The organism is Brevundimonas sp. GW821-FHT12E07, from assembly GCF_058807035.1.
This window is the reverse complement of record NZ_JBXAQH010000003.1, coordinates 468,930-482,049: the sequence shown is the minus strand read 5'-3', so window position 1 is coordinate 482,049 and position 13,120 is coordinate 468,930. Positions and strand designations below refer to the sequence as shown.

At 68.5% G+C, this 13,120-nt stretch carries 14 protein-coding genes; 10 read left to right on the top strand and 4 right to left on the bottom strand.

What is annotated here, in order from left to right; genetic code table 11:
• The first annotated feature begins 284 nt into the window (after positions 1–284).
• Complete coding sequence (locus tag AC1ROD_RS14120) at positions 285–1,832, top strand: DEAD/DEAH box helicase (RefSeq protein ID WP_492948901.1); 1,548 nt, start codon at positions 285–287, stop codon at positions 1,830–1,832.
• A gap of 138 nt (positions 1,833–1,970) precedes the next feature.
• Here the strand turns inward: AC1ROD_RS14120 and AC1ROD_RS14115 are convergent, their stop codons facing one another.
• Positions 1,971–3,275 (bottom strand): OmpP1/FadL family transporter, encoded by a 1,305-nt coding sequence (locus AC1ROD_RS14115; protein WP_492948900.1) that lies wholly within the window; start codon positions 3,273–3,275, stop codon positions 1,971–1,973.
• Between the two features lie 346 nt (positions 3,276–3,621).
• On the opposite strand from AC1ROD_RS14115, the gene radC reads away from it, so the two are divergent.
• The 9 genes from radC (at position 3,622) to AC1ROD_RS14070 (ending at position 10,593) form a co-directional block, all read left to right on the top strand.
• Positions 3,622–4,365 carry a RadC family protein gene (radC, locus tag AC1ROD_RS14110; RefSeq protein ID WP_492949076.1) on the top strand — a complete coding sequence of 248 codons (744 nt, stop codon included), beginning with the start codon at positions 3,622–3,624 and terminating at the stop codon, positions 4,363–4,365.
• A gap of 93 nt (positions 4,366–4,458) precedes the next feature.
• Positions 4,459–4,977, top strand: a complete 519-nt coding sequence (locus AC1ROD_RS14105; protein WP_492948899.1) for a GNAT family N-acetyltransferase — start codon at positions 4,459–4,461, stop codon at positions 4,975–4,977.
• A gap of 72 nt (positions 4,978–5,049) precedes the next feature.
• Complete coding sequence (locus AC1ROD_RS14100) at positions 5,050–5,289, top strand: BolA family protein (RefSeq protein WP_492948898.1); 240 nt, start codon at positions 5,050–5,052, stop codon at positions 5,287–5,289.
• Positions 5,290–5,293: 4 nt separating this feature from the next.
• Positions 5,294–6,223, top strand: coding sequence for an aldo/keto reductase (locus AC1ROD_RS14095; RefSeq protein WP_492948897.1), 930 nt, complete (start codon positions 5,294–5,296; stop codon positions 6,221–6,223).
• A 78-nt stretch (positions 6,224–6,301) separates the two neighbouring features.
• Entirely contained in the window at positions 6,302–6,661 is a 360-nt protein-coding gene (grxD, locus tag AC1ROD_RS14090; protein ID WP_492948896.1) for a Grx4 family monothiol glutaredoxin, read from the top strand.
• Between the two features lie 6 nt (positions 6,662–6,667).
• Complete coding sequence (locus AC1ROD_RS14085; protein ID WP_492948895.1) at positions 6,668–7,093, top strand: acyl-CoA thioesterase; 426 nt, start codon at positions 6,668–6,670, stop codon at positions 7,091–7,093.
• A gap of 60 nt (positions 7,094–7,153) precedes the next feature.
• Positions 7,154–8,287: a glutamate 5-kinase gene (gene proB, locus AC1ROD_RS14080; RefSeq protein ID WP_492948894.1), complete on the top strand. Its 1,134-nt coding sequence runs from the start codon at positions 7,154–7,156 to the stop codon at positions 8,285–8,287.
• A complete protein-coding gene (locus AC1ROD_RS14075; protein ID WP_492948893.1) occupies positions 8,284–9,573 on the top strand; it encodes a glutamate-5-semialdehyde dehydrogenase in 1,290 nt (429 codons plus the stop codon). Before proB ends, AC1ROD_RS14075 begins: the two co-directional genes overlap by 4 nt.
• Positions 9,574–9,624: 51 nt before the next feature.
• Positions 9,625–10,593: a DMT family transporter gene (locus AC1ROD_RS14070; RefSeq protein ID WP_492948892.1), complete on the top strand. Its 969-nt coding sequence runs from the start codon at positions 9,625–9,627 to the stop codon at positions 10,591–10,593.
• 30 nt (positions 10,594–10,623) lie between these two features.
• On the opposite strand, the gene AC1ROD_RS14065 is transcribed toward AC1ROD_RS14070, so the two are convergent.
• The 3 genes from AC1ROD_RS14065 to AC1ROD_RS14055 form a co-directional block, all read right to left on the bottom strand.
• A complete protein-coding gene (locus tag AC1ROD_RS14065) occupies positions 10,624–10,827 on the bottom strand; it encodes a cold-shock protein (protein WP_492948891.1) in 204 nt (67 codons plus the stop codon).
• A 205-nt stretch (positions 10,828–11,032) separates the two neighbouring features.
• Positions 11,033–11,842: an extensin-like domain-containing protein gene (locus AC1ROD_RS14060; RefSeq protein WP_492948890.1), complete on the bottom strand. Its 810-nt coding sequence runs from the start codon at positions 11,840–11,842 to the stop codon at positions 11,033–11,035.
• Between the two features lie 76 nt (positions 11,843–11,918).
• Positions 11,919–13,076, bottom strand: a complete 1,158-nt coding sequence (locus AC1ROD_RS14055) for a serine hydrolase domain-containing protein (protein ID WP_492948889.1) — start codon at positions 13,074–13,076, stop codon at positions 11,919–11,921.
• Between the last annotated feature and the right edge of the window lie 44 nt (positions 13,077–13,120).

Genomic DNA, 13,120 nt, shown 5'->3' with positions numbered 1-13,120 from the left:
AACGCCGTTCCGCCTTGACTTCGCCACATGAAGCGCCCATCTGCGCTGCGTCGCACAATTGCGACCCCCGGTGCGCTCCAGCGCGTGTGGGTCTTCACCTCCCCTCGAAGACCTGACTGTAGCAGCGGCCGGCCCTCAAAATCATTCGCTGCCCGGACACGCGGGGCGGCGCCCGATCCACCCCGACGGCCTCACGCAGAGGCTCCATCGGGACTGGCGGCGCGCGGCCTTATCTGGCGTTGAGCCATGGCTGATGCGCGTCGCCGCACGCGAAAGAAACGGCATTGACCACCAAGACCTTTGAATCCTTCGGCCTGAACAAGGCCATCCTTCAGGCCCTGACGGCCGAGGGCTACACCAACCCGACCCCGATCCAGGCCCAGGCCATCCCTGACGTCATGCTCGGCAAGGATCTGCTGGGCATCGCCCAGACCGGCACCGGCAAGACCGCGGCCTTCGCCCTGCCGATCCTGCATCGTCTGGCCGAGAACCGCGTCGCCCCGGCGCCGCGCACCACCCGCACCCTCATCCTGTCGCCCACCCGCGAACTGGCCAGCCAGATCGCCGACAGCTTCAAGGCCTATGGCCGTCACCTCGGCTTCAAGGTCGCGGTGGTGTTCGGTGGCGTGAAGTACGGCCCGCAGGAACGCGCGCTGCAGGGCGGCCTCGACGTTCTGGTCGCCACCCCCGGCCGTCTGCTGGACCATATGCAGCAGAAGACCATTGACCTGTCGTCGACCGAGATCTTCGTCCTCGACGAGGCCGACCAGATGCTGGACCTCGGCTTCGTCAAGCCGATCCGCCAGATCGTCGCCCGCATCCCGGCCAAGCGCCAGAACCTGTTCTTCTCCGCCACCATGCCGACCGAAATCGGCAAGCTGGCCGGCGAACTGCTCAAGGATCCGGTCAAGGTCCAGGTGACGCCGCAGTCGACGACGGTGCAGCGCATCGCCCAGTCGGTCGTGCACATCGAGCAAGGCCGCAAGCGCGCCCTGCTGACCGAGATGTTCGCCGATCCGGAGTACACGCGTTGCCTGGTCTTCACCAAGACCAAGCACGGCGCCGACAAGGTCGCGGCCTATCTGGAAGCCGGCGGCGTCCAGGCGGGCGCCATCCACGGCAACAAGTCCCAGCCCCAGCGTGAACGCACCCTGGCCGCCTTCAAGGCCGGCAAGCTGCGCGTTCTGGTCGCCACCGACATCGCCGCGCGCGGCATCGACGTCGACGGCGTCTCGCACGTCGTGAACTTCGAACTGCCCTTCGTGCCGGAAGCCTATGTTCACCGCATCGGCCGTACGGCCCGGGCGGGCAAGGACGGCACCGCCGTCAGCTTCGTCGCCGGCGACGAGATGAAGCTGCTGCGCGACATCGAGAAGGTCACGCGCCAGAAGATCCCGGCGACCGACCGCCGCAACGACAAGGCCCTGGGTCTGCTCGACCAGTCGATCATGGCCTCGGGCGTGGCCTCCAAGGCCTCGATGCCCGACGACGGCCGTGGCGACCGCCAGCAGCGCGGCCCGCGCAACCCGCGTCGCGACGGCGTCAAGCCCGAGCACGGCGGTCAGCCGCACCGCGTCCGCAAGGGCGGCGGCCGCGGCGGTGAGGGTCAACGCGACCGCACGCACCACAACGATCGCGGTGGCGACCGTTCGGTCGCTTCGACGCAAGCCTTCGATCCGCTGGCCGCCGACCGCGCCCGCTCGGCCGCGAACGCCCAACGCCCGCAGGCCCCGCGCCCCGAGGGCCAGGACAAGCCGGAAGGCCAGTTCAAGCGCCGCCCGCGCGGCCGTCGCCCGTCCAACGGCGGCAAGGGTTACGCCTCCAAGGGCTAAGCCTCTGGCCTAACTTCGGGCCTGACTGAAAAGAAGCCCGCCCGGTTCGCGCCGGGCGGGCTTTTTCTTTGGGTGTCGCGCAGCAAAAAGGCCGGCCCTGTGAAGGACCGGCCTCTCTTGTCTGCCGTTATGGCTGGATCAGAAGGCCCAGCGCACGCCGACCGAGGCGCCGATGCCGTAGCCTTCGGCCGTACCGCGCAGGTTGGACGTCGTCGCCGCAGCCGTGCCCGCGTAGGAGGTGTGCGAGCTGGCGATGTCGCTGTCCGAGAAGGCGATGTAGGTCAGGCCGGTGTCGACGGTCATCGAGTCCGTGGCCTTGACCGAGACGCCGCCCGAGAACAGCCAGCGGTCGGCGTCCGGGATACGGGCGGTGCGCTCACCGTCGCGGGTCGGGGTCGGGTCATAGCCGATGCCGCCGCGGAAGGTGACGCGGTCGTTGGCGACATAGTCGAAGCCGACGGCGCCGGTGGTCACGTCCTTGTAGTCCTGGACATAGGTGTCGCCGCCGGTCGCGGCGTAGCGCACGCGGATGGCGTCGAACTCGGACCAGCCGATGCGGTTGACCTGGGCGTTCAGGGTCAGCTTGTCGTTGACGGCGTAGCGGACCGAGGCCGAAGCGAACCAGGGAGTGTTGAAGCTGGCCATGCCGGAGCCGGTGTAGTTACCGGCGGCGATCGGACCCAGCAGGCCGGTGATGGCGACGTCGCCGTCCAGCTCATGCTCGATCTCGGAGCGGTAGCTCAGGCCGAAATTCCAGCGGCCGGTGTGGGCCTGGGCGCCGACGTTCCAGCCGTAGTCCCAGCCGTCGCCTTCCAGCGAGGAGTTGCCGTCGGGCAGCAGGGGCGACAGGTTCGGCAGGGCCGAGGTCAGCTTGGCCTTGACGTACTGGGCGTCGACGCCGACGCCGAGGTCGAGCCAGTCGGTGACCTTCATGGCGCCGACGAGGCTGACGTTGGCCGAGCGCAGCTCGGAGGTCAGGGCGTCATAGCGGGCGAAGGAGCCGGGCTGGTACTTGGTGGTGAAGTTGTACGGCGCTTCGACGGCCAGGCCGACGGCCAAGCGATCGCCGATCGGGGTGGAGATGGCGAAGTTCGGAACGATGCCGCTTTCGATCGGATCGCCGTTGTGCGCCTGGCCCTGGACCGGAACGGTCGTGCCGCCGGGATAGGTGATGGTCGAACCGGCGTTGTCGACGTCGGAATCGAGCAGCAGGCCGTGGGCGCCGATATAGACCTCGCGGCCCGAACGGGCGATGGCGGCGGGGTTCCACCACATCGAGGACACGCCGGTGTCGGCGGCTTCACCCGAATAGGCGCGGCCGGCGCCACGGGCCGACTGTTCCTGCAGATAGAAGGAGCCGGCCAGCGAGGGGGTGGCGACCGAGGCCAGCAGAGCCGCGGTCAGGGTCAGGCCGCCGAAGCGGGCGACGTGGGAAGCGTTCATGGAATTACCTTTTGCGGACGCCCCGGTTACGCCCGGTGCGGCCCTGTTTCCTGGGAATTGAAAAGGTCTTGGGGAGGCCTTCGGACCCGCAAATGCGCATCCGGGCAAACCGTTGCAACGATTTTGACGATTTTGTTTCAGATCACCGTTAGATAGCGCTGTTCATAGGCATACTGTGCCCCTGAAGTCGCAAAAATGGGCGATAACCACCGTTTCCGTAAGGGAAACATACACTGTGACGGATGTTCGCCGACCCTTGATCGAAATCGCGTAACCCCTACTGTTCCCGACAACCTCCGGAGGCATCCTTCGGTCGAATCCACGGGGCCGGGTCTTGAGCGACTTCATCGCCGACGACGACACGCCGCAGGAGACAACGCCCCCGTCGGCCAAAAGTCGCAATTCGGGCCATCGCGAACGCCTGCGCGAACGGGCGGCCAGGGGCGGGATCGACGCCCTGCCCGACTATGAGCTGCTGGAGATGCTGCTGTTCCGCAGCATTCCCTATCGGGACACCAAACCCCTGGCCAAGGACCTGCTGGCCCGGTTCGGCAGTCTGGAAGGCATAGGCGCGGCGACCCATGAGGCCATCGACGATCAGGTAGCCAAATCCCTGTCGATCGTGCGCGGGAAGCTGTCACGGGCCACGGCGCTGGATCTTCAGCTGATCTATGACGTGGCCCGGCGGGTGGCGCGCGAGCCGGCGTCGAAGCGGCCGGTGATCTCGTCCTGGAGCGCGCTTCTGGCCTATGTCCGGGTGGCCCTGCAGCACGAGCCGCGCGAGCAGTTCCGTGTGCTTTACCTCGACAAGAAGAACCAGCTGATCCTCGACGAGATCCAGAACCGCGGCACGGTCGATCACGCCCCCGTCTATCCGCGCGAGGTCGTCCGCCGGGCGCTGGAGCTGTCGTCCTCCAGCCTGATCCTGGTCCACAACCACCCGTCAGGCGACCCCACCCCCAGCCGCGCCGATGTCGATATGACCAAACAGATCATCGCCGCTGGACGCGCGCTCAATGTCGAGATTCATGACCATCTGGTGGTCGGCCGCGACGGCGTGGCCAGCTTCAAGCAACTGGGGCTGATCTGACCCTTTCGGCCCGGTCGGCGACGGGTGCGTCTTCATTGAGAGAAGAGCCCGCAGGGGCTTCCCCTTCCAATCCTGCGATGGAAGGAATGGGGCATGACCATCCTGACCACCGACCGCCTGATCCTGACCCCCGTCGCCGTCACCGATTTCGAGGACCTGAAGGCCGTCTGGGCCGATGAAGCCTTCACCCGCGCCATCACCGGCCGGGCGCTCGGCGAGGAGGAGGTCTGGTTCCGGCTGCTGCGCGATCTGGGCCACTGGCAGGCGCTGGGACACGGCAACTGGGCCATGCGCTCGCGCGACACCGGCGACTATGTCGGCAGCGTCGGGGTGCTCCACTATCTGCGCACGCTCGAGCAGCCCTTCGACGCGCCCGAGTTGGGCTGGGGCGTGGCCACGGCCTTCCAGGGCCAGGGTCTGGCGCGCGAGGGGGTGGAGGCGGCGCTTCACTGGGCCGATACGCAGATGAAGGCGCCGCGCACCGTCTGCATGATCTCGCCCGACAACGCCCCGTCGCTGAAGCTGGCCGAGCGTGTCGGCTACCGCCCCTATGCCGACGCCTTCTACAAGGACCATCTGGTCCATCTGCTGGAGCGGCCCGCCGCTCTGTGATCGCTTCCGCGTATGCGGGACATTAAGGTTTATCGGTCATTTTCCCTGCGAGAAGACCGCGAGACCGCCCGCATGCCCATGTCCGTCGAAACGCTGCACGCCCATCTGGCCGAAGCCTTTCCCGACGCCGAGATCGCCATCGACGATCTGGCCGGCGACGGCGATCACTATCGCGCGCGCATCGTCTCCACCGCCTTCGCGGGCCTGCCGCGCGTGCGCCAGCACCAGCTCGTCTACGCCGCCCTGAAGGGCAAGATGGGCGGGGAGCTGCACGCCCTGGCGCTCGAAACCTCTACGCCCGCAGGAGGCTGAACCCATGCGTTATCGCCCCTTCGGCTCCACCGGCGCCGCGATCTCGAACATCACCCTGAGCCTGGGCATCGACGCCGTCTCGCGCGGCCCCGAGGCCGCCGCCGAGCTGATCTATGCGGCGCTCGAGGCGGGCATCAACAGCTACCGTCTGGAGAGCGCCGACCCGGTGCTGGCCGAGGTCGTGGGCCACGCCCTGTCCTCGGTGGAGCGCAAGCTCCTGATCGTCAGCCTGACCCTGGGTCGCCGCGACGGCCGCCGCCAGGACATGGACCGCGATTTCTCGGCCGAGAGCATGACCCACGCTATCGATCGGGCCCTGCACGTCTCGGGTCTGGGCTGGATCGACGTCGCCCTGCTGGAACGTCCGGGCGAGCACGAACTGCCGCAGTCCTCGCTGAACGCCCTCAAGGCCCTGCGTCAGACCCAGCGGGTCCGCTTCCTCGGCGTCTTCGGCGACGACGAGGTCATGGACGCCTATGTCTCGACCGGCGCGTTCGACGTCATCGCCACCCCCTCCAACGTCAACTCCTCGTGGAAGGTGCGCGCCCGCATCCGCGCCGCCCAGGAGCAGGACATGGCGGTCATGGCCTATGACTATTTCCCCGAGGCCCTGAACTCGAAGAAGAAGGCCACGACCCTGCACGAGGAGAAGAAGGGCTTCTTCGGCTTTGGAGGCGGCTCCAAACGCGCCAAGGACGATCCCCTGGCCGGGGCCGGCACCTTCGCCTTCCTGCACGAGACGCCGAACTGGGACGCCGAGTCGATCTGTCTGGCCCACGTCATGAACGATCCGGCCGTGGCCACCGTCCTGGTGCAGGCCCGCGATGTCACACGGCTCGAGGCCCTCGCGAAGATCCCCGACCGCGACATGCCGCCCGGGCTGTCGGCCCAGATCGAAATGGCCCGCGTCGGCGCGGCGAACAAGGTCGCCTGAGCTGCGTCAAAGCCGCCTGCGGCCTTGACCCAAGGGGTCTTCGTCCCTAGCTGACGGGCTGAACCAGAGGCCACTCCCATGACCGATCAAGCTGTCGCGCAAAGCGCCGATCCCGTCCACGCCTTCATCGCCCAGACGATCGCGGACCACGCCGTCGTCCTGTTCATGAAGGGCACGCCGGACCAGCCCCGCTGCGGCTTCTCGTCCCTGTCGGTTCAGATCCTCGACCAGATCGAAGCCCCCTTCGTCGGTGTCGACGTGCTTCAGGACGAAGCCCTGCGCGACGGCATCAAGGTCTTCACTGACTGGCCGACCATCCCCCAGCTCTATGTGAAGGGCGAGTTCATCGGCGGCTCGGACATCATCCGCGAGATGTTCCAGTCGGGCGAGCTCCAGGCCCTGCTGGCGGAAAAGGGCGTCGCCCTCGGTCAGGACTGATCCGGCTTGGCGCGGCCGACGCTCCAGCCGCGTGAGGATCGGGAGATCTTCACCGTGCCTCTGGCCATCCTGCCCGAGCACATCGACGCCAACGGCCATGTGAACAATGTGGTCTATGTCGGCTGGCTGCAGGAAGTCGGCACCGCCCACTGGAACGCCCGCTTCGACGAGGCCGATCGCGCCAAATGGTCGTGGGTCGCCCTGCGTCACGAGATCGACTATCTGCGCGGCCTGCCGCCCGAGGCCACCGTCGTGGCCCGCACCTGGGTCGGCGATCCGCAGGGGCCGCGCTTCAACCGCTATGTCCGCATCGAGGACGGCGAAGGCCGGCTGTGCGCCCAAGGCGTCTCCGAATGGTGTCTGGTCGAGGCCGCGACCCTGAGGCCCCAGCGCATCCCCGCGACCATGCTGCCGACCTTCGAGGCGCGATAGTCGCTCGATAACAGGCGGTTCTCGCTTGTTGCGCCGCAACCTTGGCGGCATGGTCCCGCCGTGTTCCAGATCCCGTCCTCACCTCGTCAGATCACCCGTGTCGTCATCAAGATCGGCTCTTCGCTTGTCGTCGATGCGAAGACGCGCGCCCCGGCGGCCGCCTGGCTGAAGGCTCTGGCCGAGGACATCGCCGACTGGCGTCGGCACGGGCGCGAGGTGATCGTGGTCTCCTCAGGCGCCGTGGCGCTGGGGCGGGGCCGCTTCGGCCTGGAGAAGAACGCCCGGCTGGACGAGAAACAGGCCGCCGCCGCCGTGGGCCAACCCCTGCTGATGCAGGCCTGGGAGAAAGCGCTGAGCGAACAGGCGTTGGTCCCCGCCCAGGTGCTGCTGACCCGCGAGGACACCGAGCGCCGCCGGCGCTGGCTGAACGGTCGCGCCACCCTGGAGGCCCTGCTCAAACTCGGCGCCGTGCCTGTGGTCAATGAGAACGACACCGTCGCCACCGAGGAGATCCGCTACGGCGACAACGACCGGCTGGCGGCGCGGACGGCCCAGCTGGTGCGGGCGGACCTGCTGATCCTGCTGTCCGACGTCGACGGCCTCTACACCGCCGATCCGCGCCGCAATCCGGACGCCGAGCACCTGCCGGTGGTCGAGGCCCTGACGCCCGAAATCCTCGCCGCGGCCGGGGGCGCCAATGCCGAGGCTGACGTCGGCACGGGCGGGATGGCGACCAAGCTGGAGGCGGCGCGCATCGCCCGCTCGGCCGGTTGCGTCACCCTGATCGTCTCCGGGCTGGAGCCGCATCCGCTGAAGGCGCTGGACGACGGCGCGCGCCATACGATGATCACCGCCCCGGCGACGCCCATCGCGGCCTACAAGTCGTGGATCGCGGGGAGCCTCGAGCCGGCCGGCTCGCTGGTCGTCGATGACGGCGCCGCGACCGCTCTGGCGGGCGGACGCAGCCTGCTGGCCTCGGGGGTGAAGCGGGTCGAGGGCCGGTTCGACCGGGGCGACTGCGTGCGTATCGTCCGGCTGACGGGCGGCTCGCTGGGCGTCGGCCTCGCCGCCTACGCCGCCGACGAGATGGAGAAGATCCGGGGCCGGCATTCGGGCGAAATCGAGGGGCTGGTGGGCTATAAGGGCCCCGGTGTCGCCATCCACCGCGACGATCTGGTGCTGGACCCCGCATGACTGCTCAAGCCGTCACGTCAGACCGTGAAGACGTCGCCGCCTTGATGGCCGACATGGGCCGTCGCGCGCGCGCCGCCGCCGACGCCGTGCGTCTGGCCGGGCCGGAGACCCGCAGCGCCGCCCTCAGCGCCATCGCGACCGCGATCCGGGACGGCTTCGAGGCCATCCTCGCCGCCAACGCCCGCGACATCGCCCGCGCCCGGACCAATGGCCTGACCGAGGCCCTGATCGACCGGCTGGCCCTGACGCCCGTCCGGGTCGCGGCCATCGCCGACGCCGTGGACGAGATCGCCGCCTTCCCCGATCCGCTCGGCGTCGAGACCGAGCGCTGGACCCGGCCCAACGGTCTGGACATCGCCCGCGTCCGCACCCCCCTCGGCGTTCTGGCCATCATCTATGAGAGCCGGCCCAACGTCACCGCCGACGCCGCCGCCCTGTGCATCCGGTCTGGCAATGTCGCCATTCTGCGCTGCGGCTCGGACTGTCTGGGCAGTTCGCTGGCCATCCATGCGGCGGTGGTCGAGGGGCTGGTCGCCGCCGGCCTGCCCGCCGATGCGGTCCAGCTCGTCCCCACGCCCGACCGCGCCGCCGTCGGCGCCCTGCTGACCGGACTGGACGGCAATGTCGACCTGCTGATCCCGCGCGGCGGCAAGAGCCTGGTCGCCCGGGTCCAGTCCGAGGCGCGAGTGCCGGTGCTGGGCCACCTGGAGGGGCTGAACCACACCTATCTGCATGCCGCCGCCGACCTCGCCATGGCGCGCGACATCGTCGTCAACGCCAAGATGCGCCGCGTCTCCGTCTGCGGATCGACCGAGACCCTGCTGGTCGACGCCGAGGCGGCGGGACGCCTGCTGCCCCCGGTCGCCGAGGCCCTGATCGCCACCGGTTGCGAGCTGCGCGGCGACGCCCGGGCGCAGGCCCTCGTTCCCGCGATGACCCCCGCCGTCGAGGCCGACTGGATCACCGAATATCTGGCTCCGATCCTCGCCGTACGCGTCGTCGACGGGCTGGACGCCGCCGTCGATCACATTCGGACCCACGGCTCGGGCCACACCGAGGCGATCATCACCGACGACGCCGGGGCCGCCGCCGCCTTCCTCAACGCCGTCGACAGCGCCATCGTCCTGTGGAACGCCTCGACCCAGTTCGCCGACGGCGGGGAGTTCGGCTTCGGCGGAGAAATCGGCATCTCGACCTCGCGCCTGCATGCGCGCGGCCCTGTCGGGGCGGAGCAACTGACCAGCTACAAATACGTCGTGCGCGGAACCGGCCAGATCAGACCGTGATCCGGCCCTGAAAGGGTTCACACGGCGGGCGTCAGGGTCTAGGCCCGACGCATGTCCTCCCCCACGACATCCGCGCCCGCGACCTCGCGCGCCTTCGCCCTGATCGTCCTGATGCTGGCCGCCGCCGTGCTGGGGCTCGCACCCGTGCTGGTGCGGCTGACCGAGACGGGACCGGCGTCGGCGGGCTTCTGGCGGCTGCTGTTCGCCCTGCCCCTGCTGCTGGCCTTCGTTGGACGGCCCGCGTCACTGGGCGGTGCGGGCATCGGCCGGCCCGGCAAGTGGATGGCCCTGGCCGGGATGTTCTTCGCCCTGGACATGAGCTTCTGGCACTACGGCCTGCACCTGACCTCGGTCGCCAACGCCACGGTGCTGTGCAACCTGACCCCTGTGGTCGTGACCCTGTTTGCCTGGGTCGTGCTGAGACAAAGGCCGAAGAGCCTGTTCCTCGTGGCGCTGGCCCTGTCGATGGTCGGGGCGGCGGCCATGGCCTTGGGCGCCAATCACTCGGGCGGCGCCGACCGCTCATTGCTCGGCGACGCCCTCTCCCTGTCGGTCACCGTCTGGTACGCCGCCTATTTCCTGACCATCCAGGCGGCGCGCAAGACCGCCTCGGCGCAGAAGGTCATGCTGTGGTCCACGGCGGTGGGCGCGCCCCTGATGCTGCTGGCGGCGCTGGTCATGGGCGAGCAGATCATCCCGACAGGCCCCGCCGGCTGGGCCGCCTGTATCGGCCTGGGCCTGGTGCATGTGGCGGGTCAGGGCGGCGTCGCCTGGGCGCTGGGCAAGCTGCCCGCCACCATCACCGCCGTCACCATCCTGGTCCAGCCGGTGGTCGCGGGCCTGGTCAGCTGGTGGGTGTTCGGCGAGACCCTGACGCCAGTTCAGGCGCTCGGCGGGGCTCTGGTGCTGGCCGCCATCGTCCTGGCCCAGTGGTCGACGCGCAAAACACCTTCCAGCCAGGACGGCGCCCAAACGAAAACGGGCGCGGGATCCGGAGATCCCGCGCCCGTCAATCTTTAGCTCCCCCCTCCTTTCGGAGAGGAAGCCGGATCAGACCAGCTTCAGGTTGACCGCCGAGGTCTTGCCGCGCTGGGATTCCAGCTCGTATTCGACCTTCGCGTTTTCATCCAGGCCTTGCAGGCCAGCCTTCTGAACGGCGGTGATGTGAACGAACACATCGGCGCCGCCGCTTTCCGGCTGGATGAAGCCGAAGCCTTTCGTGGGGTTGAACCACTTGACCGTACCGGTCGCCATATCTGCGCTCTCCATAAACGCGCTTTCCAGGCAGGCCCTCACGTAGAGGTACCCGTCAGTCCATCTGGACGGCTCGTTCAGGCGAAGGAGCGAGACATGGGTTTGGACCCCACGCACAAAATCCGGACTGCGCAGACGTTCTCTCGCGTCTGTCCACAGCGGTCAACCGGATTCGATTCGCGCTCAAAGTGAGCTTTGGTCGCACTCAGGGCGTCGCGGGCGTCGCCGCGGCCCGGGTTTGCGGAGACGGCCCCATGGCGCAAAGGCTCCGCGGCGCGCCGTCCAGATGCAAATGGTTCGCGTGCTCCTTGTTGTAATCGGGGGTCAGAACTGTCGAAAACACGCGGCAGGCGCCGTCCCTCAACCGCTTCAGGAAGACCGAGCCCTGAGGCCCCGCCGGCCCCGTTCCGTTCCAGTCGTCCAGCACCGAAACCTTTCGCCCATCGGCCAAGGTTACCCCGCCGACGTCGAGCGCATTGGCGCGCGCATGTTCGCTGGGCCGGTCACTGATCACCGTCGAGCCATAGATGCGGCGGCAGGAGTAGGTCCCGAAGTCGTTGACGGATTTCACTGACGAACCAAAGACTTCGCGCGCCGTCGGCTGCAGGATCTGACGGTCCCAGATGACATAGCGCACCGCCAGCGGGCACTGCATGATCACGTCGTTGGGCGCCAGCGGCGTCACCGCTCCGCCCGTGATCCGCACCGCGCCCTGCACCCGGCAGAAGCCGCCGTCGTCGCGATCGGGGACCCGTTCGACCTCCACCCCGGCCGCCTGAAGGGTCTTGATACAGGCCTCGGTCGCCCCCTCGACCTGTTCGGCGGGGGCGGCGAAGGGCAGTTCGAAATCCGCGACCTTGGCGCTGGTCGCCTGGCCCACCGGATGGTTCAGATCCAGCGGCTTCCACGGCAGGTCCTGAGGCGGAACGAAGGCGTTCATGAGGGCGAAGCCGGCGCAGGCGGCCAGCCCCAGCTCCCACAACAAATTCCAGAAATCGGCGAAGTCGCGCTTCATGCCGCCTCAGCATTGACCTTCGAATGACCTACGGCAACGCTCGGAACGCCGTCCGGTCGCACGTCTGCGTTAACACTTATGCGGTCGCTGTCCGTTCCCGGATCAGTCTCTGGATCAAGGGCACGCTGGTGGAACGGCCCTGAATTCCGCCGTTGGACAGGACGATGAAGCCCAGCCCCTTCGCCGGCGCGGCCACCGCGATGGCGTGCCACAGGGTGTTGGAGCCTTCGTGAGCGATGGTGACTGTGTCCCCGGCCCAGGCCTCAGGCCGTGCGATCCAGCCCATGGCATAGGTGTCGCCCGGAAGCGGGGTGGTCAGGACCCCGATGCGCTCGGGCCTCAGCCAGCCCTCGGGCTCCCCGCCGATCAGGGCGCGGATCCAGGTCGCATAGTCGGCCAGGGTCATTTGAGCCGTCGCGGCGGGGCCGTAGAGGGCGGGATTGTCCGACACTCCGGCGGGATCGACCGGCGTCTTCGTTCCGTCCGGCGCGACATAATGGCCCCAGGCATTGGCGCCGCCCTTCGCATTGGTCGTCGGCGCGCCGAAGCCGGCGGTAGTCAGGCCCAGAGGCTGGAAGATCTCCGAGCCCATCATCTCTTCCCACGGCTTGCCGCTGATCCGCTCGATGGCCGCGCCGACCAGCACATAGTTGATGTTGGCATAGGCGAAGGCGCCCTTCATCCCCGTGGGCGGACGCGACAGGGCGCTGTCCACCAGCGCGGCCCGTTGTTCCATGACGGGGCGGGGATCGGCGCGGGCGACGTTTGGCGAGGCCATGGCCGTATCGGTCAGTCCGGCCTTGTGCCGCATCAGGTCGTCGAGGGTGACGTCGGCGAAGGCGGGATCGAGGGTCGCGCCCGGGAAGGCCTCGGCCAGCGGCATGGCCCACTTCACCCGCCCCTGATCGACCAGCCGGGCGAAGACGGCGGCGGTCATGGCCTTGGTGTTCGAGCCCAGGTGCCAGCGGTCATCCAGGGTCGCCTTGTCCGTTCCGCCCGCCTGACGCACCCCGCGCACGCCCGACCATTCCAGCCCCTCGCGTGTGACGATCCCGGCGGCGATGGCGGGCGGCCCTCCGACGAGGGCGGCGGCCATGTCCAGCGCGGCGTCCGGCCCGGTCGCAGCCGAACCGGCGGGACGAATGGTCAGGTCCTGGGAGAAGGCGGCGGTCGCGCTCAGGCCGGAGACGGCAAGCGCCCCGGTCATCAGGGCGCGGCGGTCGATCGGGGTCATGCAGCGGTCTCCGATGGCGTCGCGACACACTGAACCAGAACCGC